The organism is Ignavibacteria bacterium, from assembly GCA_016873775.1.
GTDB lineage: Bacteria > Bacteroidota > Ignavibacteria > UBA10030 > F1-140-MAGs086 > JAGXRH01.
Genome location: VGWC01000008.1, coordinates 1 through 27,000, shown reverse-complemented (window position 1 = coordinate 27,000; position 27,000 = coordinate 1). Strand labels below are relative to the sequence as shown.

Here is a 27,000-nt window from a genome sequence, read left to right as displayed (position 1 = left end):
ATATTAAATTACTTCTACCGCGCCAAGTTCCCGTTTCAATGTTTCAATAAACGGATGTTCGGTTTCTTGCGGTGATGAAACTGTTTCGAGTTCTCCTTTTTCGCCTTCCATCATTATTGTTTCCAACCGAAATTTCATTCCATAAATTTTTTCCAACGTTGCACTTACAACATCTTGATTTTGCTTCAGCGAAGAAACAAATGCTTTATTTGTGCAGCCGAGCGTTACCAAACCGTTATCGCATTGTACTACTTTCGATTCGGAGAGAACAGTTCCAATCCATCGGCGTTCTTTTTGCACTTCGCTTACAATATTCTGCCATTGACTGGAAATTTCGGAAAGGGAAATCGGTTTCAATGTTTGTCTCAGATTCGACTCTGCGAGTGAAATTTCCGTTCGCAATGCGGATGTTGGTTTTGTTCCCGGAATTCCAACCGATGGTTCTTTCGCAACTGCGAGTTTCATAGGTGGTTCCATAACAAGTGAAGGAGAAGCGTATCGCGTTTCGCGTTTTTCAAATAATGAAGACGAAGAAATCGTAGAATATTTGTTGGAAGGTTCTTTTGTAACAGAAGTTGAATTTGATTTTTTCAATTCTTCAAGTTGTGAAAGTAACTGTTCGAGCGAAATTGCTTTCTCCATTTTTATCATTTGCGCTAATCCCAACTCAATACGAAAACGAGGAACGGGAGAAAAGCGCAAATCATTTTCCAACTCGATTGCAAGTTTCAAATAGCGCAGAATATCTCCTTCGGAAAATTCAGCCGCGAGTGTTTCATAACGCTTCTTATATTCTTCTGTCATTTCCAAAAGTTTTGTCGAATGTGTCGTTGCAACGACGAGCAAATTTCGGAAATGCTCAATCAATCCACGCATCATTTCACGAAAATCGTAACCGAATTCAACAATTTCTTCCACAAGTTTCAATCCAGAAGAAATATCTTTTGCAATGATACAATCCGTGATTTTGAAATACAATTCCTGGTCAACAATATTCAACGAGTGACGAACTTGCTCTCCTGCAATTTCTTTTCCACACAAAGCAATAAGTTGGTCAAAAATACTTTGTGAATCACGCATCGAGCCATCGCTTTTCTTCGCAATAATCAGTAGCGCTTCATCGTCAATAGAAATTTTTTCTTCGCTCGCAATAAATTGTAATCGCAAAGTTATTTCTTCAATCGAGTTTCTCCGGAAATCAAATCGCTGACAACGCGAAAGAATTGTTGCAGGAACTTTCTGAATTTCCGTTGTCGCAAAAATAAAAAGTAAATAGGGAGGAGGTTCTTCAAGCGTTTTCAACAGCGCATTGAATGCTTGTGGAGTGAGCATATGCACTTCGTCAATGATATACACTTTATATTTCGCGCGCGTGGGATTGTAGCGAACTGTTTCCCGCAAGTCGCGTATTTCATCAATGCCTCGATTCGATGCTCCGTCAATTTCAAACACATCAACGCTGCGACCTTCCGTGATTTCCAAACATTGCGAGCATTTGTTGCACGGATTAAATCCTTTTCTGCTTTCGCAATTAATTGCTTTTGCAAGAAGTCGCGCCGAAGTTGTTTTTCCACATCCGCGCGGACCGGAGAATATATACGCGTGTGCAATGCGGTTTTGCGCGATTGCATTTTGTAACGTTTTGGTTACGTGCTCTTGACCGACCACATCTTCAAATGTGTTCGGTCGCCATTTTCGTGCTGTTACGAGATAGGACATTTGTTTTCAAAAATTATTGTGATGAACGTAAAATGTTACAAACGCGAACCCAATTTACTCTATAACCTTTTTTGTCTTTAGTCAATAGTTCCAATTCTACAAGCCAATGAAGATGATTTCCGCTTAAACGATTTGCAAAATCTTTCAAGTTTTTACTTCCAATGATAAGTTTTTCTTTGTTCAAAAATTCAGTAATCTTATTCATAAGTTCGGTTGGAGAAATCTTGTGGTCGTATTTTTCTATGGATTGAAGAATTGCAAGAAAATTACCACGCGTCAAAAGCAGGTATGCTAATTCATTATGAAAATCTTTTCTGTTTGAAATAAAAGTATTCGCTAACGAAATACCTTCTGATGTAAGATGCCCGTTCTTATCCATCAATCCTAAATTTGTAGGCGGAATAAAAGCATTGCCGAACGATTTTTCTTTTAAATCTCCCATTGTACTTCTTGTCGAAAAAAATAATCTTTATCGCTTTTGGAAAAGATTGTGTAGAGAGAAGATTTGTTTTCAAAATTATTTTTGAGCAAATATATTTTTTCCAACAATCGTCCGAGTTCACTGATTCTTAAATCACGAATAAATGTTAATTTGTGTAAATGTGAAAGGCCAAGTTCTCGTTGTCTTTGATTAAGTTTTATTGCTTTACATTCAATTGCTTTAATTACATCACCAGTTTTTTTGACAACATACAAACCAATTCTTCCATTTCCGACGAGTGAACAACTTCGTATCAATAATCTCGCTTCTTGTTCGATATCATAAGGAACAATTAAGCAAACGAGATTTCCACCGTATTGTGTGTTGCAAATACATTGTCCTATACCGGTAAACAATTCGTGTAAATCTACAGAACCTTTTGCTTCACCAACCAACATAATTTTATTTTTGATTGCGACAACATCAGGTTCAAATTTCCATCGCTCAAAAAGTTCTCCAGCAGTAACTTTCGATTCTACTCTCCATTTTTCATTCCGCAAATACGCTTTGAAATGAGCGACGACTTGTGATTCTTCCATTATACTTCGATGTTTTCTTCTTTCCGAAATATCAAACAATATTGATGTGGCGATTTCCAACCCAAGCACTATTGACACCAAGCGGCAACAATGCTTTATCGTCTTGACACCAAATCTTTTCGTCTTTCATTATCCAACTTTTTTTCCCACGTTTCGTTAAACTTATTGCTGTATCGTATGCAAGAGGATAAACTCGACCATCGGCAAAAACATTGTTCGTAATTACTGTAAGATAACCACCATTTTCTAAAACGTCATACACTGCATCAAAAACTTTTGCTTGCCATTTTACAAATTCATCGTATTCATCAATATTGCCTAAATCTTCTTTATTAGAAACTTCGCTATACTGCGTATCTAATCCTTGAACTTTTCTATTTTTTTGTCGAATAGAATTTCGTTTGAGTTGATTCCAATAGGGAGGAGAAGTAATGCAATATTTTATTTTAGTTTTTTCTAAATGATGTTCTTTGAAAAGTTCTTTGAGTTTTAAAGAATTTCCTTTCAAAACAATTTCAGAAACCTCATTGACGAATCCAAGTTCTTCTTCATTGTATTGCGCTCGTTTTTTTGCAATGCGAAAATATTTTTCGAGAAGTTCAATTCCTATTCCGTTTCTGCCACACGATTTTGCCGCAACTAATGTAGAGCCAGTTCCAAGAAAAGGATCTAAAACCCATTCACCTTTCTTCGTAAAAAACTCGATGAATTCTTTTACGAGCGATTCGGGATATTTTGCTGGATGTAAAATTTCATTTTCTTTTCTCGCTATCGGGCGATGAATAAACCAACTCTTTGTGAATTTAATCCATTCTTTTCCTGTTAGATTATTCAATTTGTTGAGTGGATTGTACACACCATTATCTCCATTTTCTTTTTCTTTAGAAAATGTTTCAGGAAGTAAAGTCAACAAATTAGATTTCACTTTTTACAAATTCGAAATATCGTTATACAAAATAATTACCATCAACAACAATAACATATAAAATCCCGCTTGTTGAATTACGAGTTTTACTTTCACCGGAATTTCACGGCGAAAAATTCCTTCATACAGAAGAAACATAAAATGTCCGCCATCGAGCGCAGGAAAGGGAAGTATGTTGAGAATCGCCAAACTAATGCTGAGCAATCCAACGAAGGTGAGAAATTGCGACACACCATTTTCCGCCGCTTGTGCTGACATTTGCGCAATACGAACTGGTCCAGCAAGAGAAGATTTCAACGAAACTTTTCCCGTGATGAGTTGAAGAATATTGGAATACGATACTTCACAAATTTGAATTCCATACGCAATACCAATGGGAAGCGCTTCAAGCAGAGAATATTGAATATGCTGAGTTGGAATCGTGTTTGCAGTATCGAGCGCAATACCAATTCTTCCTTCATCAAGAACGGTTATGTTTGCGGTTTTTGTTTCGCCGTTATGTTTCCATTCAAGCGCAATTTCTTTTCCCGCATAACTGTGAATCGTCGAAGAAAGCGAAAAGAAATCAATCGGTTTATTATTTACTGCGGTGATTATATCGTTTGGTTGCAAGCCGACTTTGTCCGCAGGTTTCCCTGATTCCACAAGATTGACTTTCGGTAAAATGCCGCGTGGAAATAATCCAAACGTATCATTGATTGCGCTTCTATCAACGGAAATAGTTTGTTCTCTTCCATTTCGGACAAAAAGAAAACTTACGATGCCATTGTTTTCATTTGTTGATGCGGCGAGATGTTGCGTTTCAAAAACATCGTTCCAGTTTGTTACTTCGGTGTTGTTGATTTTCAAAATCCTATCGCCGAGTAAAAATCCAAATCGTGATGCAGGGCTATTTGCGCGAACACTTACTTCTGTTGTTTGCAAAACATTTTTTCCTTGCGTGTAATTTATTCCCCAAAAAATTCCGAGAGCGAGAATTAGATTCATCAATACTCCTGCAGTGATGACGAACATTTTCTGTAACAACGGACGAGCGCGAAATTCCCACGGTTTTGGTTTGTGGTGTAGAAATTCTGTATCGAAACTTTCGTCAATCATTCCATTGATTTTTACGAAGCCGCCAATCGGAAGCCACGACAAACAATAATCCGTTGCATAATATTCTTTGAATCGTTTCCAATCACGAATGTCAAGATACTCGCTGAAATCATCTACGAGTGATTGGGTATTAGAGAATAAATCGAACAATTCGTCTTTGAACCGCTCATCAATATGCGAAGGAAAAAATTCTTCGTTCATCATTAAATGAGAAGGTTTGTATTCTTTTTCGTTTTTTACAGTATGCTGTATTTCATTTTCTTCGATGGAAAAAACAGTCGCAAGAAATTCAAGCGATTCATCGTGCGTTTTGGAAAGTTGTTGTTCTGTGAGTAAATGATGAATCTGGTGAAATGTGAGATGAGCAAAAATGGATTGCTTGATATCGCGTAAAAATTTTTGTTGCAACTTTTTTGTTCCGAAATGAAAACCGATTGCACGCGGTGGAAATCCAAGCGAAAATCTATCAACGCGCATTCCGCTGAGTTTTGCTGCGAGATAATGTCCTAACTCGTGAATAAAAACGAGTATGCCAATGGTGATGCCAAAATAAAGTAGTGAGTTGAGAAATTGCATTAAGTTGTTTTAGTTGTATTGTTCAATTTGTCATTCCCGCTTGCGCGGGAATGACAAGTGTGTGAGTAATTTTTTAGTGTATCAAAATTTGTTCTTTGTATAACGTTGAAACGTAACTACGAGTTTCTTTATCAGTTTGAAAAATTTGTTTAAGTGTTGGATGTTGAATCGGCGTGTGATATTCTAATGCCGTGCGAATCAATTCCGGAATTTCAGTAAAGCGAATTTTTTCTTCGAGAAATAATTGCACTGCGATTTCATTTGCGGCATTCAAAACTGTTGTCGCCGTTCCGCCAAGTTCTAACGCATCAAACGCAAATTGCAAACATTTATATTTTTCATAATCCGGTTCGTAAAATGTCAATTCACGAAGTTGCGAAAAATTTGTTCGCGGAAATGTAAATTGTTTTCGTTCGGGATAATTCAACGCAAACTGAATCGGAAGTTTCATATCGGGAATTCCAAGTTGCGCTTTTACCGAGCCGTCAATAAACTCCACCATTGAATGAATAATTGATTGCGGATGAATCACGACATCAATTTTTTCTTTCGGAACGTTGAACAGCCAATGCGCTTCGATTACTTCCAATCCTTTATTCATCATCGTCGCGGAATCAATCGTAACTTTCTTTCCCATATTCCAATTCGGATGTTGCAACGCTTCTTCGAGAGTTACGTTTTCCAATTCCTCTTTTCGCAGACGAAAAAATGGTCCTCCCGATGCTGTGAGAATTATTTTTGAAACTGTTTCAACAGTTTCTCCGAGCAAGCACTGAAAAATTGCGGAATGTTCGCTGTCAATCGGAATTATTTTCGCGTTATATTTTTTTGCTAGCGAAGTAATTATTTCTCCAGCGACAACAAGCGTTTCTTTATTCGCAAGTGCAACAGTTTTTCCACACTCAACTGCTTTGATGGTCGAAGATAATCCGGCAAATCCAACGAGCGAACTTACGACAATATCAACATCGTTGCGAGAAACAATTTCGCATAACCCTTCTTCGCCAACGAGAACTTCTAACTTTGCATCGAAAATCTTTTTCAACACAGAAGCATCACATTCTTCCGTAACGACAATTCCTTTTGGACGGAATTTCTTTACTTGTTCTTGCAATAAATCAAGATTTTTATGCGCAGTTAAATATGCAACACGAAACTCAGAAGGGAAATAGGAAATAACTTCCACCGTGTTCCTTCCAATAGAACCGGTGGAACCGAGAATTGCGATACGTTTCACGTTCATTGAAAAAAATTCGTTTTGAAAATACTAAAATTCTGAACTGAAATCTAAACGATATTTTGAAAATTTTGAACTGCAATGACTGTAACGAGAAAGTGAAACATTGCTATTCGCACGAAGTGTGTCTCGTCAAGTTTCACAGTCATTTTTTATCGGCTCGTAATAAAGAATTATCGCCCCAAAACCAAAAGTTTTTGTCTTTACAAGTTTAAGCATAATTTTCTCACTTATGTTTTTAAATAACGTCAAACCGCTTCCTGCTTTTACGTGGTGAATACAAAGTTGATATTCGTTTATCAAATTTAGTTTCGTTGCGCATACAATTAAACTCGGACTGCAAACAAAAATGTCTTTTCCCGATTGCTGCTTGAGTTCTAAAACTTCTTCTTTAAGTTCTCCTTTTGCCAACGTTGCACTTTCCCATTCTATATTTTTCAACGTATGAGAGAAAACAATTTTCGGAAACTTATCTATTGCTACAGCAAATTCATCCGTTACTTTTTCAATTTGCGGATTTGTGAGTTGTCAATCAACGATTTCATTTGCGTGATAGCAATTTTATTGAGTTGTGCCAGTCGTTCGTTTTGCTTTAATTCCTGATGAATCAAAACAGAATTTATGCTTTCCATATTTGAAAGCACAACTAATTGTTCAAGAGTTGCCGCATCACGAATATTTCCTTCGGCTTTCGTGTTTGCATCTCTCCATTGTTTTGCAGTCATACCGAACAACGCCATATTGAGCATATCGGCTTCATCGGCATAGACAAAATTTATTTTTTCCTTTGAAAGAGTTGGAGGAATGAGATGTTCTTTTATTGCATCGGTGTGAATATGGTAATTCACTTTCGCCAAAGTGCGTTGAAGATTCCATTCTAATTTCAGTCGGTCATTTTCATCTGCTTTGAGGCGTTGGAATTCTTTTAACAGGAATAATTTGAATTCAATAGAAATCCATGAAGCAAATTCCAAAGCAATGTCTCTGTGTGCAAACGTTCCCCCATACCTGCCTGACTTGGAAGTAATGCCTATGGCATTTGTTGCTTCAATCCATTTTTTGGGAGTCATTACAAAACTGTTCAACCCGGCTTGTTTTCTAAACCCCTCGAATTCGAGGGGTTTAAAATTGGGGTTATATATACTTTCCCAAAATCCCAAAAGTTCAATCGTATTTCTATTCCTCATCCAGTTCTGAATTATCGAATCGGTGTGCTCGTTGTCTTTATGTCTGGCAATATCCGTAATGGAAATGAAGTCGCTTTCCGTTGAACTGATTACAATAATCTCCGTTCCTTTTTACATTGATGAGGTTATTTTTAGACATATCCTTCTCTGATAATTTTTAATTTACAAATCCGCAATAAAAGTGTCGGTTTAGCGTAGATATATAAAAATATCTGCGACATTTATTATTGCTTTCTCGCTTTCATTTTTTACATGCAAAACATACAAAACATTTTGCGTTTCATCAAAGCGTAGGTAAGAAACTTCAGAAAAAGTATCAATTGGAGTCCACGTCGATTAGTAAGTAGAGATTTGTATTAAATACTCGTTGGAATGTATAAGGAAACGTGGACTCCATTTTCCCAAACAAGTTTTTTTCCAGTTTTCAATTAGTGTATATTTGTCCCTCAAAAATGCAGTCTATCGCTGAAAATGTTCGCTCTGTAAAGGAAAATATTGCTTCTATTTGCAAGCGCACTGGAAGAAATCCGAATGAAATTACAATCGTTGCCGTAACAAAAACTTTTCCGAAAGAAATAATTCTTGAAGTATTACAAACAAATCTTTTTGACATCGGCGAAAATTTTGTTCAAGAACTTCGTGAAAAAAAAGAACAGATTCACGATGAAAGAATACGTTGGCACTTCATTGGACATTTACAGAGGAACAAAGTAAAATATATCGCTCCGTGGATTTCGGTGATTCATTCGGTTGATTCCGTTGAACTTGCAGTAGAAATTAACAAACGCGCGGAACAATCGTCTCGGACAATCGAAGTTTTTCTCGAAGTACACACAACGAATGAAGATACAAAACACGGAATCAAACCGGAAGAAACAATTTTGATAGCAAAAGAAATGCAAAAATTTTCCAACATACATTTGAACGGACTTATGACGATGGGACCGCTATCGGACAATGCAGAAGATGCGCGACCAAGTTTTAAAATGTTACGAAAACTGAAAACTGATCTATACTACAACGGAATTGACGCGCCGCAACTTTCAATGGGAATGAGCGGCGATTACGAAATTGCGATTGAAGAAGGCGCAACGATGATTCGACTTGGGACGGCGTTGTTTGGAGAAAGAAAATATTCATCATTATAGTTTTGCGTTTGCTTTGGAAAAATTTCAAATGATAAATTACAAAGGTCAAACAAAACCCAAATTTCATTTTCGAAAACTTCATCCAAAAAATTTGGATTTTGTGTTTTAGAATTTGTTTGAAATTTGAGTTTTGAAATTTGGAATTTAATTACGTGATGAAATAAAAGGTATTTTATGTCTTTGACTCGTTTAGAAATACAACAACAACAATTCAAAAAAGTTTTACGTGGATATGATATCCGTGAAGTCGGCTCGTATCTTGCGCAACTTGCATCGGAAATTGAATCGCTGCAAACGGAAAATGCTTCACTGAAAACAAGTTTGAACGAAGCAGTGAAAGAATTGGAACGGTATCATCAACTCGAACAAACAATACAACAAACACTGGTTCAAGCGCAAGAATCGAGCAACAAGTTTCTCTCTAACGCAAAACTGTACGAAGAACAATCGCGGAGAGAAGCAGAAGCGCAGGCGGCAGTGATAATAGAAGAAGCGCACAAAGAGAAAATAAAACTGAGCGAAGAAATTTCCATTCTTGAAATGAAGCAAAAAAATATCGTTGAAAATTTAAAACAGTTTCTTTCCACCGAATTAGAAATAGTGAATAAAGCAGAATCATCATTGCCGCGCGATGTACTCGATGCAGATGCGATGGAAGAAAAACGAAAGCGCGACGCAGAGATTGAGGAAATTGTCAAAGTATTAGTTGGGTAGATTTGTAATAGCCACAAAGACACAAAAGCACAAAAATATTTTTAGTGTCTTCGTGGTTTAGTGGCAAAATTAAAATATGAGTGAATTACAAAATAACATAAACGATGCGTTAAAATTCATCCGAACGAAAACTTCGATGAAGCCAACGATTGGAATAATTCTCGGAACGGGATTGGGAAAACTTGCAAAAGAAATTACGAATCAAGTTGTGATTGAGTATGAACACATTCCGCATTTTCCCGTTTCGACTGTAGAATCGCATCACGGCAAATTGATTTTCGGAAAACTTGCAGGCAAAAATGTTGTTGCAATGCAAGGACGATTTCACAAGTACGAAGGTTACACGTTGCAGCAAGTTACGTTTCCCGTGCGCGTAATGAAATTTCTTGGCGTGAAATCGCTTCTCATTTCGTGCGCTGCCGGCGGACTCAATCCGATGTTTCGCAAAGGCGATATCGAAATGCTTGTTGACCACATCAATTTGCTCGGTGATAATCCGTTGATTGGAACAAACGATGATTCACTCGGTCTGCGATTTCCGGATATGAGCGAACCGTATTCAAAAAAATTGCAAGCACTTGCAGAACACGTCGCGCTCGATTTAAAACTTCCGTTGCAAAAAGGTGTTCATGTTTCTGTCGCAGGACCGAATTTAGAAACGCGCGCCGAATATCGTTTCCTCCGAATGATTGGCGCGGATAGTGTGGGAATGTCAACGATTCCCGAAAACATTGTTGCAGTGCATATGGGAATGGAAGTGCTTGCGTTTGCTATTATTACGGATGAGTGTTTTCCTGATTCGCTGAAACCTGTTTCGCTCAAAGAAGTAATTGGAGTAGCAGATAAAGCAGAGCCGAAGTTGACTGCGATGATGAAGGAAGTTGTGAAGAGAATGAAATGAGTAGTGAGTAGTAAGTAGTAAGTAGTCAGTAGTCAGTAGTCAGAAGTCAGTAGATTAGATGAATGAGTTTGGAAAAACATTTATCATACTTGGAATTATCATTGTTGGAATTGGAATACTGCTCACGTTCTTCGATAAAATTCCATTACTCGGAAAACTTCCTGGCGATATAAGCGTAAAGAAAGAAAACTTTCAATTGTATTTTCCGTTAACGACGAGTATAGTATTGAGCATTGGATTAAGTTTCATTCTCTGGTTGATTTCATATTTAAGTAAACGATAGTGTTCAAAGAACTTACCGATAAAATAAATTATTCGCAACTTGAAATGGCAATTCTCAAGATTTGGGGAGAGCAAAACATTTTCGAGAAGAGTATTTCTACGCGCGATGGAAAATCGGGATTTACGTTTTATGAAGGTCCGCCGACAGCAAATGGAAAACCGGGAATTCATCATGTGTTTGCGCGAACGTTGAAGGATTTGATTTGCCGGTACAAAACAATGCGCGGCTTTCAAGTGCATCGCAAAGCCGGTTGGGATACGCACGGTTTGCCGGTAGAAATCGAAGTTGAAAAATCGCTTGGCTTCAAACACAAAGATGAAATTGTAAAATACGGCATTGAAAAATTCAACGAGGAATGCAAAAAATCCGTTTGGAAATATAAAAACGATTGGGAGCGAATGACAACGCGAATGGGTTATTGGGTAAATCTCGATGAACCGTATGTAACGTTTGAAAATAATTATATCGAAAGTATTTGGTGGGCGCTCAAACAATACTTCGACAAAGGTTTGCTCTACAAAGGATTTAAGATTCAACCGTATTGTCCTCGCTGTGAAACGCCGCTTTCGTCGCACGAAGTTTCGCTTGGTTATGAAAATGTTACGGATAATTCCGTGTTCATAAAATTTAAATTGAAGAATGAAGCGAACACGTTTATTCTTTCGTGGACAACAACTCCTTGGACGCTTCCCGGAAATATTGCGCTTGCTGTTGGAGAAAAAATTGATTACGTAAAAATAAAAGTCGGCGATGAATTTTGGATCCTTGCAAATGATTGTCTTGGTGTAATTTCTGATGTTGGAAAAGTTTCAAGTCCCGAGTTGCGAGTTACGAGTTCAGAAAAGGAAAACTTGCAACTTGAAACTCGAAACTCGCAACTTGGTTCGTATGAAATAGTTGAACACATTCTTGGAAAAGATTTAGTCGGCAAAGAATACATTCCATTGTTTGAAGTTGATACGTTGAAATCGGAAACATCGTACAAAGTTTATACAGCAGATTTCGTAACAACAACCGATGGAACGGGAGTTGTCCACACGGCAGTAATGTATGGCGAAGATGATTATCAACTCGGAAAGCGTGTTGGACTTCCTCAATATCATACTGTTGATAGAAGCGGCAATTTCAAAAGTGATGTGAAAGAACTTGCCGGTTTGTATGTGAAAGATAAAGCGACAGAGAAAAAAATATTTTCTCATCTTAAAGAGAAAAATAATTTTGTCAAACATCTTCCATACGCGCACGAATATCCGCATTGCTGGCGTTGCAAAAATCCGTTGTTGTATTACGCGCGAGATTCGTGGTATATCGCAACAACGAAATATGCAAAGCGAATGGTGGAATTGAACAAGCAAATAAATTGGTATCCGAAAGAAGTTGGCGAAGGACGATTCGGAAATTGGCTTGAAGAAAATAAAGATTGGTCGTTGTCGCGCGATAGATTTTGGGGAACGCCGCTTCCGATTTGGATTTGTGCGGATTGTGGAAAGTTGGAATGTGTTGGAAGTGTTCGAGAATTAGAGGAAAGAGTTACGAGTTACGAGTTACGAGTTACAAGTTTGGGAAAGGATAACTCACAACTCGCAACTCGCAACTCGCAACTTGATTTGCACAAACCATTTGTAGATGGAATTACGTGGAAATGTTCTTGCGGCGGAACAATGAAACGCACGCCGGAATTGATTGACGTGTGGTTTGATTCCGGTGCAATGCAATTTGCGCAGTGGCATTATCCATTTGAGAACAAACATATTTTCGACGCGCAACATCCCGCCGATTATATTTGCGAAGGCATTGACCAAACGCGCGGTTGGTTTTATTCGCTGCATTCCATTTCAACATTTTTGTTTGATAAGCCGGCGTATAAAAATGTTGTTGTGAACGAATTGATTCTCGATAAAGACGGACAAAAAATGTCGAAGTCGAAAGGAAATACCGTTGACCCGTTTATGATTTTGGAAAAATACGGCGCTGATACAACACGCTGGTATTTGGTTACAACATCGCCGCCGTGGAAACCAACATTGTTTGATGAAGCGGGGTTAGCGGAGGTTCAAAGAAAGTTTTTCGGAACGTTGCTCAACACGTATTCATTCTTTTCGTTGTATGCGAATGTTGACGGATTTACGTTCAAAGAAAAAGTCGAAGACTCGCAGTGGAGAGAAGTTCCATTAAATGAGCGACCGGAAATTGACAGATGGATAATTTCTTCGCTTAATACATTAGTAAAATCGTATGATGAAATGATGGATGCATACGAGATAATGAAAGCCGCGCGCGCTGTTTCCGATTTTACGATTGACCAACTTTCTAATTGGTATGTGAGAAGAAACAGAAGACGTTTTTGGAAGAGCGAATCGGGAAGCGATAAACTTGCCGCGTATCAAACTCTCTACGAATGTTTGATTACAATTTCAAAACTCATCGCGCCGTTTGCTCCATTTATTGCAGAAGAATTATTTCGCAATTTAAATTCCGTAACAAAAAAAGAAAGCGTTGAATCCATTCATCTTGCGTTGCTTCCGAAAGTGAATGAAAACGCGATTGACAAAGAACTTGAACAGCGAATGGACAAAGCAGAGCGCATTGTCATTCTCGTTCGCTCAATGAGAACAAAATCTAATTTGAAAGTTCGTCAACCGTTGAAACGTATTCTCATCCCGATTGCAAATCAACGCGATAAAGAAATGATTCAACGAATGGAAAATGTTATCATCGAAGAAATTAACGTGAAAGCGATTGAGTACGTTGCAATGGATAATGCAATCATTCGCAGAAAAGTAAAACCGAATTTCAAGGCTCTTGGCGCAAAACACGGAAAACTAACGCCGAAAGTTGCGCTGGCAGTTCAGCAACTTTCTTCGCAACAAATACTTCACCTTGATGTAGAAGGAAAAATTTCTCTCGAAGTTGAATCGCAAAATGTTCTCATCGAAAAAAGTGATGTAGAAATTTTGAGCGAAGATATACAAGGTTGGCTCGTTGCATCGGATAACGAAATCACCGTTGCGCTCGATACAGAACTCTCCGAAGAACTTGTCAACGAGGGATTAGCGCGTGAGTTTGTCAACCGCATTCAAAACTTGCGCAAAGATTCCAACTTTGAAATTACAGATAGAATAAAAATTTTTTACAAAACCACAGAACGATTGCACAACGCGATTTCAACAATGAAAGAGTATGTTCAGAATGAGACGCTTGCATTTTCATTATTCTCTACAATCAATAATGGAGATGTTTCTCAATCGTTTGATGTGAACGGAGAAATGTGCGAAATAGTTATTCACCGAATTACACTTTAACTTACCCAAAAAAATGACAATAAAACCGATGAAGAAAAAAAACCGTTCATCCAAAACTACTAGAAATAAAACTCAATTCAGAACAACCCGAACGACAACAAAGAAAAAAACAACGGTTCAGAAGAAAAAAAGAACAACACCAAAAGTTGAAAAGAAAACGGAGCAAACCGTTACTATTATTAAAGTTCCTGTTCGAAGAAAACAGTCAAGGAGAAAGCGACTGGAAGATAGCATCATTGTTGCACCAATGAGAAAAGGCAGTTATTCGAAAAAAGATTTGAAGTTTTTTAAGGAAGTGATACTTGAAAAAAAACAAGAAGTATTGGAAGACATCGAACGCGAACGCGATACGGTTATTGACCCTACAACGGGAGAGTATATGCAAGGCAGTTCGCTCTATTCGCTGCATATGGAACACGGAACAGATTCGATGGAACGTGAAAAGGCGTTTTTAATGGTTTCGCGCGAAGCAAAATTTTTGAATAATTTGAATGAAGCGCTGAATCGTATCGAACGCGGGAATTACGGATGGTGTAAGGTGTGCGGAAACCTCATTGAAAAGAAACGGTTAGAAGCAGTTCCTCATGCGCAAATGTGCACCGATTGTAAAAATCATTCTAGTGGAACTCCTCTCATAAGCAAGGAAGCATGAGAATATTTTACATTAGTTCCATCATCGTTATTCTTGACCAGGCAACTAAAGTCTTTGTTAAAGGTTGTTCTCTTCCATTCTTTGGTATCGAATGGATTGGATTTCCTTTGTACACGAGCATTCCGTTGCTCGGCGATTTACTTCGATTCACGTATATTGAAAATGCAGGGATGGCATTTGGTATTGATATTGGGGGAAAACTCTTCTTCTCTCTCTTTTCTGTTGTTGCGAGTATTGTTATTGCTGTCTATCTTTACAAAATTATCGGAGAACGCTTCATCGTGAAGTTTCCTATTGCATTGATTTTAGGAGGTGCAATCGGGAATCTTATTGACAGAATTTTTTACGGCGTGTTCTATAACGAAGGCGATTTGTTTTATGGAAAAGTTGTGGATTTTATTGACGTAGATTTTTTTGACATTCACCTTTTCCATTATTCATTGACGCGATGGCCAGTGTTCAACATTGCTGATGCTTCCGTTACGGTTGGCATCGTAATTTTATTGTTTGCGCATTACTTTACTTCGCAACATCACCATTCTTCAGATACATTGAAAGAAGAGAATACTACTTCAACTATTCCTCTCATATCACCGGCGTCTAAACAATCTACGGAGCACATTCCTCGTTCGTAACGATGTCTGTAACATTGACCATTAATGTACCGCAAGGGAAAACGCAGGAACGCATAGACGTATATTTAACGCATTGCATTGAAAACGCAACGCGTACAAAAGTACAAGCCGCTATTCAACACGGATTAGTTCTTGTCAACGGAGAACCGACAAAACAAAGTCATAAAGTCGCTCCCGGAGAAATTATTGAAATAACGCTTCCGAAAAATCCTTTGCCAAAAGTTGTTCCGGAAAATATTCCTCTCGACATTGTGCACGAAGACGAATATCTACTGGTAGTCAATAAGCCCGCAGGAATGGTAACACACCCTGCATTCGGAAATTATTCAGGAACACTTGTCAATGCGTTGCTCTTTCACTATGCTCAACTATCTACGATAAATGATGAAACGCGACCGGGAATTGTTCATCGCCTCGATAAAAATACTTCGGGATTATTAGTTTGCGCTAAAGATGATGTTACCCATTCCCGATTAGCAAAACAATTTTCTTTGCATACCATCGAACGAGAATATTGGGCAATTGTTTGGGGTATTTTCCCTGTTGCGAAACGAAAATCTTCGAATGAAAAAAGCGGTATCATAGATGCGCCATTGGGACGAAGCAACCAAAATCGAAAACGCATTACCGTTCGCGACGACGGAAAAAATGCGATAACGGAATATATTGTTCTGGAAGAATTTTCGTTCCTTACTCTACTTCGTTTGCGGCTACGAACAGGAAGAACTCATCAGATACGCGCGCATTTACAGCATATCGCTCATCCGGTCTTTGGTGATAGTGAATATGGAGGAAGAAAATCCTCGTACGGAGAACACGGCAATGAACAGAAAGAATTTGTTGAAGGATTGTTTCAGAGCATTCATCGTCAAGCGTTGCACGCAAAAACACTCGGTTTTCTTCATCCAAAAACCAACGAGTTTCTTCGATTTGAATCCGATGTGCCGAACGATTTTCAAAGTGTACTGAACGTATTACGCAATACTCAATCCTTCAAGATTTCCGAACCTGAAGGTTTATAAAAAGATACAACATTTGTTCCCGGAGTTCCAATGTTTTTTCATCGTTTCATTTTCTTTTTTCTTCTCTCGTTTTTTCTTTCGCATCTCGTTGCATCGCAAACCACGTTCACCGATGTTGCCTCTTCCGCAGGAATCGGTTTAGCAGACGGCTCCGCTCGCGGATGTTCGTGGGTAGATTTCAACAACGACGGTTTACTGGATTTATATGTTCCAACAGGAGGAAATTCAGCCAATAAATTCTTCAAAAACAACGGAGACGGAACGTTCACCGATATTGCTTCACTAGTGGGAATGAACGATATAGCGAATACAATTGCATCTTCGTTTGCCGATATGGATAACGACGGCGATTTCGATCTTATAACCACTGCCGTTTCAGCACCTGTGCGGTTATGGCGAAACAATCTTGAATCCGGCGACACCACATTTACCAGCATTGAAACAAATGCAGGTGTCAATGTTGGCGCTGCACAAATGCCAACGTGGGCTGATTTTAATAACGATGGCTTTGTGGATTTTTATATTTCCGTTTCCAATTCTGCAAGTTCGCCCGATGTGTTATACAAGAATAACGGTGATTATACGTTCACCAATGTTGCCGAACAAGCGGGGGTTAATCATCAGGTGAGCGGCATTCTTGAACAAGCAACGCATTGGGGAGATTTTAACCGCGATGGTTTTTCCGATTTGTTCATCAGTAATTTGCAATCCACCGGTCCAAGTTTCTTTCATAAAAATAATGGAAACGGAACATTTTCTGAAATTGCTTCGTCGCTTGGTTTCAACGGCGGAGGACGCGGCGCGCAATGGTTCGATTTCAATAATGATGGATTTTGGGATTTCTGTTTTGCTCCCTACGCAGGTGGAACAACGCCAACACCGATTCAATTGTTCAAAAATAACGGAGATAATTCGTTCACCGAGATTGCGGCGCAAGCAGGTATTACCGATAATGTCATTTCGTGGGGAGTTACAACTGCGGACTATGATAATAATGGTTTCGAAGATATATTTGTAACGTGCGCAGGACAAAACGCAACATCTGTTCTCTACAAAAATAACGGCAACGGAACGTTCACCAAAGCAACTGCGGAAGTTGGCATCGGAAGTATTCAGCAGTTGTGCGCTGCTTGGGGCGATTTCAATAACGATGGCTGTATGGATTTGTATTCAACAGGGAGTTCAAGTTATGGCAATCATTTGTTCAAAAACAACGGTAATTCTTCAAACCATTGGTTGAAAATAAAACTTGTCGGAACGCAAAGTAATAAATCGGGAATCGGGGCGCAGATATCGGTAAAAATAGGAACGCTCCGTATGCTTCGCGAAATCAATTCCGGCAGCGGATATCGTTCGCAAAATATGCCTACGGCACATTTTGGTTTGAATAACTTTACTTCCGCAGATAGTATAATTGTGCAATGGCAATCGGGAACGGTTGATATTCTCTCATCGCTTTCCGCTAATCAGACATACGAAGTTGTTGAAGGCGGCTCTGTATTTGTCAATGAAAATGAAAACACTCCACCGTTGTTTTCTATTTCACAAAACTATCCCAATCCGTTTAATCCGACGACAACAATACGATTTGAAATTCCCGTAGGGGCAATTCATGAATTGTCCCTACAAACAACATTGAAAGTTTTCGACATTCTTGGAAGAGAAGTAACAACGTTACTCAACAACGAAGAACTCCAAGAAGGCGAACACGAAATAGAATTTGATGCGAGCAAACTTTCGAGCGGGATGTATTTTTATAGGTTGCAAGCGGGAAAGTTTTCGGAAACGAAGAAAATGTTGCTGATGAAGTAATGTGTAATTGAGTATTGAGAATTAAATGCAAAACCCTCAGTTTCCCAATCAGAAATTGAGGGTTTTTTAATTTTTTCTTTTTAACATTCGCCATTGGACTTGAAAATAATTATCCTTTTTTCTTTATTTTCTGTGAAAAAATTATGACAATTCTTGGAATCGAAACCTCGTGCGATGAAACTTCCGCCGCAGTTCTTATCAACGGAAGAATGAAATCGAATGTCATTTCATCACAATTTGTTCACTCAAAATATGGCGGTGTTGTTCCCGAACTTGCCTCACGCGCGCATATTCAACTTATTGTTCCCGTTGTGGAAAGCGCATTGTCCAAAGCGAACATTTCAAAATACGAACTTGAAGGAATCGCTGTAACGTTTGGTCCCGGATTAATGGGAGCATTGCTTGTGGGTGTGAATTTCGCCAAATCACTTTCATACGGATTGCGCATACCCTTTATTGGAGTGAATCATCTCGAAGCGCATATTTACTCGAATTTATTATCCGTTCGAAATCCTGCATATCCATTTCTTTGTCTCATCGTTTCGGGAGGACATACGATACTTGTTCTTGTAGAAAAACCATTGCAACATCATATTCTTGGAGAAACACTTGATGACGCCGCAGGGGAAGCATTTGATAAAGTTGCGAAAATGCTGAATCTCGGATATCCTGGAGGACATGCAATCGAGAATGCGGCAAAAGAAGGAAATCCCAATGCCATACAATTTCCCCGCGCAATGATGAATGAAGATTCGTTCGATTTTAGTTTCAGCGGATTGAAAACTGCAGTGTTGTATTACTTACGCGATAATCATTTTCTTACAAACGGAACACTCGAATCGTTGAGTGAAAAGGAACGGGCGGATATTTGTGCAAGTTTTCAAATAGCAGTAATTGATGTTTTGACAATGAAACTTCTTACTGCGGCAAGAAAGTTTAATGTGTGTTCTATTGCAATCGCAGGAGGAGTAAGCGCAAATTCAGAACTTCGTTCAAGACTTAAATCGCTTTGTAAAAGCAATTCGTTACAATTTCACATTCCTGAACTGCAATTCTGCACAGATAACGGCGCAATGATTGCAAAAGTGGGAGAAATGAAATTGCAACGCGGCATTCATTCGGAGTTTGATTTGGTTCCTGTTCCGAATTTACGCATTTCACAAGAGAAGCAATGAAGAAATTTTTTTCAACCTTACTTATTTGTATGGTGCTGCTTGTGCTTGGCGGCGTGTATATTATGTACGAAGCCATCATTGTTTCCAATAATTTTCCCGAAGGACAAAGTAAAATCGTTTTTATCAATAAAGGAATGAATTTCGATGACGTGCTTTCCTTGTTGGAAGTGAAGCATGTATTTCGCAGCAGATTTTATTTTGATATTATGATGCGTTTTTTCCCGGGAGAAAATCGTGTAATTGTTGGGAAATATAGTATTCCGAGCGGACTCTCAAATCGCGAATTGCTGGCATTGTTGCGAAGTGGAGGAGCAATAATTCCGGTGATTGTTACTATTCCCGAAGGAACGCGAATAACAACACAGGCGCGCATATTGAGCAACACGGTGGGAATAGATTCTGCGCGTTTTGCGTCACTTGCTTTTTCACGAACATTTCTTTCGAAATTCCATATAGAAGCACATTCCCTTGAAGGATATTTATTTCCTTCTACGTACGAACTAATGTGGCAAATGAATGAAGAAGAAATCATTGCGAAACAACTGAAAAAATTTCATTCAGTATTTTCAGAAGAAAAAAAATCACACGCAAAAAAATTTGGTTTAACAATGCACGAAGTTTTGACACTGGCATCCATTGTTGAAGGTGAAACGCATATTGATTCGGAACGCGCAGTAATTGCGGGAGTGTATCTCAATCGTTTAAAAAAAAATATGCCATTGCAAGCAGACCCGACGATACAATATATCTTGGAAAGGAAATCGCGCCGATTAACGTACCACGATTACAAAATCGAATCGCCGTTTAACACGTATCGCCATTATGGATTGCCACCGGGACCGGTTAATAATCCAGGAAAGAAATCAATTCTCGCTGTGCTGTTTCCGAGCAAGCACAACAAATTTTTTTTTGTTGCGAATGGAAGCGGAGGACATACGTTCACGACTAATTACGCAGACCATTTAGTTGCAGTTCGGATGTTAAGAAAACTATTGAAAGAACGAGAAGTAAAAAAAGAGAAAATGAATAGTGAATAAGGAATAAGGAAGAAAGAAATTTCTCTCTTTGCTAATCCTTCAAACTTTTGTAATTTTTGCCGCCAAAATTTAATATCTCTTTACACAAAACCATATCTCTCTATCAAGTTATTGATACTATTCTCTTTAGTCCAGGAACAGAATTTTTACCTCAAGAAATACATTTGGCATTTTATTTAAAGATTTTTATACCCTATGTTTAAGAAAGGCACGATCGAAGGTGTCGTTATTCGTGACATTCGCAAATTTATTGATGAGCGTGGTTGGCTTGCTGAAACATTTCGCATTGACGAAATGAAAGAAAGTATTCCCAACGCGGAACAATTTTTCCCCGTTATGAGTTACATATCCGTGACTCATCCCGATATTGCTCGCGGACCTCACGAACACGTTGAACAATCGGATTTGTTCGGGTTTATCGGTCCCTCGAATTTCAAAGTGTATTTGTGGGATAACAGAAAAAACTCCCCGACATATAATAACAAAATGGTGGTGTACGCTGGAGAAGATTCACCGAAATCTGTATTGATTCCTCCTGGAGTTGTTCACGCTTATAAAAATGTAGGCGGAAAACTTGGAATGGTTACAAACTATCCCAATAAACTTTTTGCGGGAAACGGAAAGAAAGAAACAGTGGATGAAATTCGCCACGAAGATGACGCGAATACAATTTATAAACTTGATTGAAGAAGTTCATAGTTATCTGTTATTAGTTCATAGAAATAAAATTCCGAATACGATTAACAAATAACAAATGACGAATATACTTATTACCGGCGGTGCGGGGTTTATCGGCTCCAATTTTGTAAAATGGATGTTGCAAAAATATCCTGCATACACTATTGTGAATCTGGATAAATTGACCTATGCCGGAAATTTAGAAAATCTTGAAGATGTAGAAGACAATCCGCGATATCATTTTGAAAAAGGTGATATTTGCGATGCCCCTTTTGTAGAAGGATTGATGGTAAAATATTCCATTGATGCAATTGTAAATTTTGCTGCAGAGTCTCACGTAGATAGAAGTATTTTGAGCGCATCGGAATTTGTTCGCACCAATGTTTTAGGAACGCAAGTATTACTCGACATAGCAAAAAAATATTCTGTCGAAAAATTTTTACAAGTTTCTACTGACGAAGTTTATGGTTCATTAGGAGAAAGCGGAAAGTTCACAGAAAACACTTCACTGCATCCCAACTCGCCATATTCAGCAAGTAAAACAAGTTCTGATATGTTTGCATTAGCATATCAACACACATTTAATATTCCTGTCGTTGTAACGCGATGTTCTAATAATTATGGTGCATATCAATTTCCGGAAAAACTTATTCCACTGATGATAATCAATGCGTTGAATGATAAACCACTTCCTGTCTATGGAAAAGGAACAAACGTACGCGATTGGTTGCACGTGAACGACCATTGCTCGGCGCTCGATGTTGTGTTGCACGATGGTGTTGTCGGAGAAGTGTATAACATTGGCGGTAATAACGAATGGAAAAATATTGATATCGTTAAACTCATTTTGAAAAATTTAGAAAAACCCGAATCGCTCATTACGTTTGTAAAAGATAGACCGGGGCATGATTTACGTTACGCAATTGATGCAACGAAAATAAAAAAAGAACTTGGTTGGTCTCCGCAACATACTTTTGAAACAGGATTGCAAGGAACAATTGAGTGGTACTTGTCTCACGAACGTTGGTGGAAGCGAATCCTTTCTGGCGAATACAAAAACTATTACATACAACAATACGCAAACAGATGAGTGTAAAAAATATTCTCATACTTTTTCTTTTCTCAACTTCAGTTCTCTTTTCCCAATTTACCGATGAAAAGAAACATTCGTTTCTTGAGAAAAAAGAATTTTCTTTTCCGCAACAAACGCAAGTTGGTTTACCAATGGAAGATGTCATTGATACAAAAACTTATATTGTAGGACCATCCGATGTAATAAGTGTAAATGTTTGGATTAGTCCGCCGATGAGTTTCAATTTAACAGTTACACCGGAAGGAACGCTTATCATTCCAACTGTTGGCGAAGTAAAAGTTTCTGATTTAACGCTTGAAGAAGCAAAGAAAAATGTTACTTCGGAGATTCGAAGAAAATATATTATAGGAGAAATCACCGTTACACTTGTAACGCCGCGCCCGATTGTTGTAACGATTAGCGGTTGGGTATTGAATCCCGGAACCTATCAAGCATATTCGATTAACCGAGTTGATAAAGTAATTCAGGAAGCAAATAGCATAGCAGACATAAAGCAAGAAGCAGAATTGAGACGAATAGATAAAGAGCAATCAACACGCAATATTGTTTTGAAACGAAAAGATGGAACGCAAACACGAGTAGATTTACCAAAGTTTTATGCAATAAAAAACAATACATCGAATCCATATTTACGCGAAGGAGATGTCATCGTTGTTCCAAGAAAAGATAAAACAAAAAACGTTGTTGCCATTTACGGCGAAGTAAATACACCGGGACGATATGAATATGTCGAAGGTGATAGCATTCACGATTTGATTGAAATTGCACACGGTTTTACACCGCGCGCGTTGCTTGATAGTATTGAGTTTTCTCGTTTGGATTTTGAAGGGAAAACGTTGGAAACGCGAGTGTTTACTTCCAATGAAATAATGATTAAGCAGAAAGATTTTTTACTTCAACCCGGAGACAGAGTTGTTGTGAAACCGAAAGTAGAACTTCGGGAAGATTATTTTGTTACCATTACCGGCGAAGTCCGTTATCCTGGAACTTATCCTATTACGAAAGACAGAACAAAACTCAGCGGTATGATCGAAATTGCCGGAGGATTCACTGAGTTTGCATCGTTAAAAACAGCGGAATTGATTCGTCGTTCTGTTCAACAGGAAGAGATAGAATTGGATAGATTGTTAAGCCAGCGTGGAAATGTTTCCGTGGAAGATAGTTCATATTATGTCGTGGAAACAAATTTGCGAATAAAGAAGGAAGCAGTGACCGTAAATTTTGAAGAACTATTTCTTCGAAAAGATAAATCGAAGGATGTTTTATTGAAGTCGGAGGATGTGATTAACATTCCGAGTATTAATTATTTTATTTATGTCTTTGGACAGGTTGAATCTCCGGGGAATGTAGAATTTCTTACAGGAAAAAGTGTTGAATATTATATAGAGAAAGCAGGTGGATTTACTGAAAACGCACGTGAGGGAGATATCAGAATTATAAAAGCCAAATCAAAGCAGTGGCTTGAACCCGATGAAACCGTTATAGAAGAAGGTGACTATATTTGGATTCCAAAGGTTCCGGAACGTTCGTTTGCGTATTATGCTACAATCGCAAGCCAAGTTGCGAGTGTGTTGAGTGTGGTAATTGGCATTGCTGTCGTAATTTCAAACATTAAATAATGTCATTTAACCAATAGTGAGAAATTCTTTTTTAGTTTTTGGAAGCCCACGGATAGAAGAAGATGAAATACAAGAAGTTGTATCTTCACTTCGTTCTGGCTGGATTGGAACTGGGCCAAAAGTGAGTAAGTTCGAAGAAATGTTTGCGGAATATGTCGCTGCAAAATACGCAATCGCTGTATCATCTTGTACTGCTGCACTCCACCTTGCAATGGTAGTTTCTGATGTTACTGAAGGAGATGAAGTCATTACCACGCCTATGACGTTTTGTGCAACTGCAAACTCTGTGATTCACACAACGGCAACCCCTGTATTTGCGGATATTAATCGGAAATCAATGTGTATAGATCCGATAGAAATTAGAAAAAAAATCACAGAGAAAACTAAGGCCATTATTCCAGTCCATTTTGCAGGAAGAGCATGTGAGATGAACGAAATTGAAGAGATAGCCAGAAATTCTAAGGCGCTTATCATAAACGATGCAGCACATTCAATCGAAACAGAATATGGTGGTAAAAAAATTTGTAATGTCGGTGCGATGACAGCATATAGTTTTTACGCTACAAAGAATATCGTTACAGGAGAAGGCGGAATGATTACCACTGAGGATAAGGATCTTGCAGACAGACTTAAAATTTTTGCACTTCACGGAATGACAAAGGATGCTTGGAAACGATTTTCTGACTCAGGATATAAACACTATGAAGTTATTTATCCTGGTTTCAAATATAATATGATGGATATACAAGCATCACTTGGTATTCACCAATTGAAGCGAATTGAGGATTACTCTAAACGACGCAAAGAGATATGGGAAATATATAATCAATCGTTCCACGATTTACCTGTTTTTCTCCCATCCCCAGTTGAACCCAATACACGGCATGCATTCCATCTTTACACCCTTTTACTCGATACAGATAAATTGCGTATCACTCGAGATGATTTTATGAATTTAATGCAGAAGGAAAATATCGGTTGTGGAGTTCATTACACCGCGTTGCATTTGCATCCGTATTATCGTGAACGATTTGGTTATCAGCGAGGAGATTTTCCAAACACTGAGTTTGTAGCAGATAGGACAATATCAATTCCACTTTCTCCAAAATTAACTCATGACGATGTTAACGATGTTGTTACTGCCGTCCGCAAAATATTGCTTCATAATGTCCGCGAATAGTTAAATGCTTACTGAAGACAAAATATTCGAAACAAAGAACACAGATTTTTTTGACTTCCTTGTACTTATGGTGAAGTGGAAAAAGTTTCTTTTACTTATTACTGCAAGCGTTTTTGTTGTATCGTATCTTTTTATTTATTTTTTTATTCAAGAAGAATTCGAAGCGAAATCAGTAATTATTCCCAGCGATAATCAACAGATCAGCGGGCTTTCTTCTTTGATGAAGAATTTGGGAAACTTGCCCTTAGGATTGAAAGGAAATTCTGCTTCAGCCGAAATAGATATGTACACAACGATTCTTAATAGCCGTTCTACACTCGAAGATATCATAAGGAAATTTGATTTGCAAAAGGACTACGATCCGGAGAGTATGGAAAAAACTGTGAAGGCATTTAAAAAATCAATCAAGACAGAAGTTACAGATGAAAACGCGTATGAAATTACGGTGAACGCATATTCGCCAGAAAAGGCAGTTGATATTTCCAATTATATTCTTGAACTTATTAACAAACGTGAAATTGCACTCAACGTTGCAAAATCGAAAAACAATCGAATGTTTCTCGAAGAACGGTATAATGAGATGAAAGAAAACCTTCGCCTTGCAGAAGATTCAATGTCGGTATATCAGCAAGAAACAGGAATGTTTGAAGCAAAAGAACAAACAAAACTTATTATCAACGCGTATTCAATTATCGAATCCGAACTGACGGCAAAGCAAATTGAATTATCAATCGTAGAAAAGACATTCTCTGAAAATTCCTCCCAAGTGCAAAACTTACGAACAACAGTTGTTGAGTTTCAAAAGAAATTAAATGAAATGAAGACAGGAGAAAATGGGGAGAATGTAATTTTGGCGTTAAATACATTGCCGCTAAAAGCAAAAGCGTATCTACGTCATTACCGTAATGTAGAAATTTATTCTAAAATTCTTGAATTCCTTGTTCCAATGTATGAGCAAGCGCGATTCGAAGAACAAAAAAATGTTCCTGTTCTTCAAATAGTTGATGCTCCGGTAAAACCGGAAAAAAAATCATATCCTCCCCGCGTCCTCTTTAGTTTATTGATTGCGTTTGGAAGTCTTATTATATCGTTTTTTTATGTTTTATATCAGGAGAATGAAGAATTGCAAAAGTCAAAAAAACTAAATTATATTTTTGACAATATCTCGCGATGGAAATAGTATTGATTGCGTAGAGAAAATTTATTCACTTCATTATTCTTTCTTTATGCAATTAGTTTCACACTTGATTTCTTTTTTTGAAAACGATATAAATTATTGGAAGAAACGTGTACGCAATTATGGTAAACGTTCTGTGCTGAATATTGCGCATACAGAAGAAGAATACGAAATTGTTACTCAGAAACAGAAAGACGAGATTTACCCATTGTTTAAAAGCCAATTAAATGGAACAGAAAGAACAGTTCTTGATTTTGGATGTGGTCCTGGGCGATTCACGAATGATTTAGCTTCAATGATACAAGGAAAAGCAATTGGTGTTGATCCGATTGCGGAAATACTTTCGTTTGCTTCGAACAATGCTGATGTTAGTTACAAAGTGATGGACGAAGGAAAAATTCCTCTTGATGATTGTAGCGCTGATATCGTGTGGTGCTGTTTAGTGCTCGGTGGAATAAAAAATAAAATATTGAAACACACGGTAAAAGAAATAAACCGTGTTCTGAACAAGCACGGTCTTCTTTTTTTAATAGAAAATACAAGTGAAAAACCAAGCGGAAAACATTGGGTTTTTCGAAGTGTTGCAGAATACCAAAATTATTTTTCTATGTTTGAACTTTCGCCCTTGCATAACTATGATGATGTTGGTGAGAGAATTTCTATACTTGCAGGGAGAAAGTGAAAAAGTTTGAACTCTCTCGCTATTACAACTTTTTGATTTACTGGCTTATCAACCCAGAAATTAATCGAGCGTTAAAGATATATGCAAAAGGAATATTAGTTGATATCGGATGCGGTGAAAAACCATAT

Annotated in this window: 23 protein-coding genes and 2 pseudogenes; 17 read left to right on the top strand and 8 right to left on the bottom strand. The window is 38.0% G+C overall.

Going from position 1 to position 27,000, the window contains the following annotated elements; genetic code table 11:
- Positions 1-3: 3 nt before the first annotated feature.
- The 8 genes and pseudogenes from dnaX to FJ218_02240 form a co-directional block, all read right to left on the bottom strand.
- Positions 4-1,719: a DNA polymerase III subunit gamma/tau gene (gene dnaX, locus FJ218_02275; GenBank protein ID MBM4165737.1), complete on the bottom strand. Its 1,716-nt coding sequence runs from the start codon at positions 1,717-1,719 to the stop codon at positions 4-6.
- 13 nt (positions 1,720-1,732) lie between these two features.
- The gene (locus FJ218_02270) at positions 1,733-2,161 is read right to left on the bottom strand and encodes a hypothetical protein (GenBank protein MBM4165736.1); all 429 of its coding nucleotides are present in this window, start codon (positions 2,159-2,161) and stop codon (positions 1,733-1,735) included.
- The gene (locus FJ218_02265) at positions 2,149-2,739 is read right to left on the bottom strand and encodes a hypothetical protein (protein ID MBM4165735.1); all 591 of its coding nucleotides are present in this window, start codon (positions 2,737-2,739) and stop codon (positions 2,149-2,151) included. Before FJ218_02265 ends, FJ218_02270 begins: the two co-directional genes overlap by 13 nt.
- Before the next feature lie 31 nt (positions 2,740-2,770).
- Positions 2,771-3,664: a site-specific DNA-methyltransferase gene (locus FJ218_02260; GenBank protein ID MBM4165734.1), complete on the bottom strand. Its 894-nt coding sequence runs from the start codon at positions 3,662-3,664 to the stop codon at positions 2,771-2,773.
- Positions 3,665-5,188: 1,524 nt separating this feature from the next.
- Positions 5,189-5,338: pseudogene (locus FJ218_02255) on the bottom strand (RIP metalloprotease RseP).
- Between the two features lie 73 nt (positions 5,339-5,411).
- Positions 5,412-6,575, bottom strand: a complete 1,164-nt coding sequence (locus tag FJ218_02250) for a 1-deoxy-D-xylulose-5-phosphate reductoisomerase (protein MBM4165733.1) — start codon at positions 6,573-6,575, stop codon at positions 5,412-5,414.
- Positions 6,576-6,707: 132 nt separating this feature from the next.
- Entirely contained in the window at positions 6,708-7,085 is a 378-nt protein-coding gene (locus FJ218_02245; GenBank protein MBM4165732.1) for a hypothetical protein, read from the bottom strand.
- Positions 7,073-7,903 (bottom strand): annotated as a pseudogene (locus FJ218_02240) (KilA-N domain-containing protein). The gene FJ218_02245 and the pseudogene FJ218_02240 overlap by 13 nt, the downstream one beginning before the upstream one ends.
- A gap of 311 nt (positions 7,904-8,214) precedes the next feature.
- Here FJ218_02240 and FJ218_02235 point away from each other — a divergent pair.
- The 17 genes from FJ218_02235 to FJ218_02155 all read left to right on the top strand — a co-directional run bounded on the left by FJ218_02235 (position 8,215) and on the right by FJ218_02155 (position 26,872).
- The gene (locus tag FJ218_02235) at positions 8,215-8,910 is read left to right on the top strand and encodes a YggS family pyridoxal phosphate-dependent enzyme (protein ID MBM4165731.1); all 696 of its coding nucleotides are present in this window, start codon (positions 8,215-8,217) and stop codon (positions 8,908-8,910) included.
- A 174-nt stretch (positions 8,911-9,084) separates the two neighbouring features.
- Positions 9,085-9,624, top strand: a complete 540-nt coding sequence (locus tag FJ218_02230; protein MBM4165730.1) for a DivIVA domain-containing protein — start codon at positions 9,085-9,087, stop codon at positions 9,622-9,624.
- A 76-nt stretch (positions 9,625-9,700) separates the two neighbouring features.
- Positions 9,701-10,525, top strand: coding sequence for a purine-nucleoside phosphorylase (locus FJ218_02225; protein ID MBM4165729.1), 825 nt, complete (start codon positions 9,701-9,703; stop codon positions 10,523-10,525).
- 58 nt (positions 10,526-10,583) lie between these two features.
- Positions 10,584-10,808, top strand: a complete 225-nt coding sequence (locus FJ218_02220; GenBank protein ID MBM4165728.1) for a DUF2905 domain-containing protein — start codon at positions 10,584-10,586, stop codon at positions 10,806-10,808.
- A 44-nt stretch (positions 10,809-10,852) separates the two neighbouring features.
- Positions 10,853-14,110 carry an isoleucine--tRNA ligase gene (locus tag FJ218_02215; GenBank protein ID MBM4165727.1) on the top strand — a complete coding sequence of 1,086 codons (3,258 nt, stop codon included), beginning with the start codon at positions 10,853-10,855 and terminating at the stop codon, positions 14,108-14,110.
- A gap of 247 nt (positions 14,111-14,357) precedes the next feature.
- On the top strand, positions 14,358-14,762 hold the full coding sequence (locus FJ218_02210; protein ID MBM4165726.1) for a TraR/DksA family transcriptional regulator: 405 nt from the start codon (positions 14,358-14,360) through the stop codon (positions 14,760-14,762).
- A complete protein-coding gene (locus FJ218_02205; GenBank protein ID MBM4165725.1) occupies positions 14,759-15,397 on the top strand; it encodes a signal peptidase II in 639 nt (212 codons plus the stop codon). Before FJ218_02210 ends, FJ218_02205 begins: the two co-directional genes overlap by 4 nt.
- Before the next feature lie 2 nt (positions 15,398-15,399).
- Positions 15,400-16,419, top strand: a complete 1,020-nt coding sequence (locus tag FJ218_02200) for an RluA family pseudouridine synthase (protein ID MBM4165724.1) — start codon at positions 15,400-15,402, stop codon at positions 16,417-16,419.
- Between the two features lie 30 nt (positions 16,420-16,449).
- Complete coding sequence (locus FJ218_02195; protein ID MBM4165723.1) at positions 16,450-18,231, top strand: T9SS type A sorting domain-containing protein; 1,782 nt, start codon at positions 16,450-16,452, stop codon at positions 18,229-18,231.
- A gap of 143 nt (positions 18,232-18,374) precedes the next feature.
- Entirely contained in the window at positions 18,375-19,406 is a 1,032-nt protein-coding gene (tsaD, locus tag FJ218_02190; GenBank protein ID MBM4165722.1) for a tRNA (adenosine(37)-N6)-threonylcarbamoyltransferase complex transferase subunit TsaD, read from the top strand.
- A complete protein-coding gene (gene mltG / locus FJ218_02185) occupies positions 19,403-20,443 on the top strand; it encodes an endolytic transglycosylase MltG (protein ID MBM4165721.1) in 1,041 nt (346 codons plus the stop codon). The genes tsaD and mltG overlap by 4 nt, the downstream gene beginning before the upstream one ends.
- A gap of 195 nt (positions 20,444-20,638) precedes the next feature.
- Positions 20,639-21,130 carry a dTDP-4-dehydrorhamnose 3,5-epimerase gene (locus FJ218_02180; GenBank protein ID MBM4165720.1) on the top strand — a complete coding sequence of 164 codons (492 nt, stop codon included), beginning with the start codon at positions 20,639-20,641 and terminating at the stop codon, positions 21,128-21,130.
- 67 nt (positions 21,131-21,197) lie between these two features.
- The gene (gene rfbB / locus FJ218_02175; protein MBM4165719.1) at positions 21,198-22,211 is read left to right on the top strand and encodes a dTDP-glucose 4,6-dehydratase; all 1,014 of its coding nucleotides are present in this window, start codon (positions 21,198-21,200) and stop codon (positions 22,209-22,211) included.
- Positions 22,208-23,833, top strand: coding sequence for a hypothetical protein (locus FJ218_02170; GenBank protein ID MBM4165718.1), 1,626 nt, complete (start codon positions 22,208-22,210; stop codon positions 23,831-23,833). Before rfbB ends, FJ218_02170 begins: the two co-directional genes overlap by 4 nt.
- A 16-nt stretch (positions 23,834-23,849) precedes the next feature.
- Positions 23,850-25,013: a DegT/DnrJ/EryC1/StrS family aminotransferase gene (locus tag FJ218_02165; GenBank protein ID MBM4165717.1), complete on the top strand. Its 1,164-nt coding sequence runs from the start codon at positions 23,850-23,852 to the stop codon at positions 25,011-25,013.
- Positions 25,014-25,017: 4 nt separating this feature from the next.
- Positions 25,018-26,193 carry a hypothetical protein gene (locus FJ218_02160; protein MBM4165716.1) on the top strand — a complete coding sequence of 392 codons (1,176 nt, stop codon included), beginning with the start codon at positions 25,018-25,020 and terminating at the stop codon, positions 26,191-26,193.
- Entirely contained in the window at positions 26,168-26,872 is a 705-nt protein-coding gene (locus tag FJ218_02155; GenBank protein ID MBM4165715.1) for a class I SAM-dependent methyltransferase, read from the top strand. Before FJ218_02160 ends, FJ218_02155 begins: the two co-directional genes overlap by 26 nt.
- Positions 26,873-27,000: the final 128 nt, after the last annotated feature.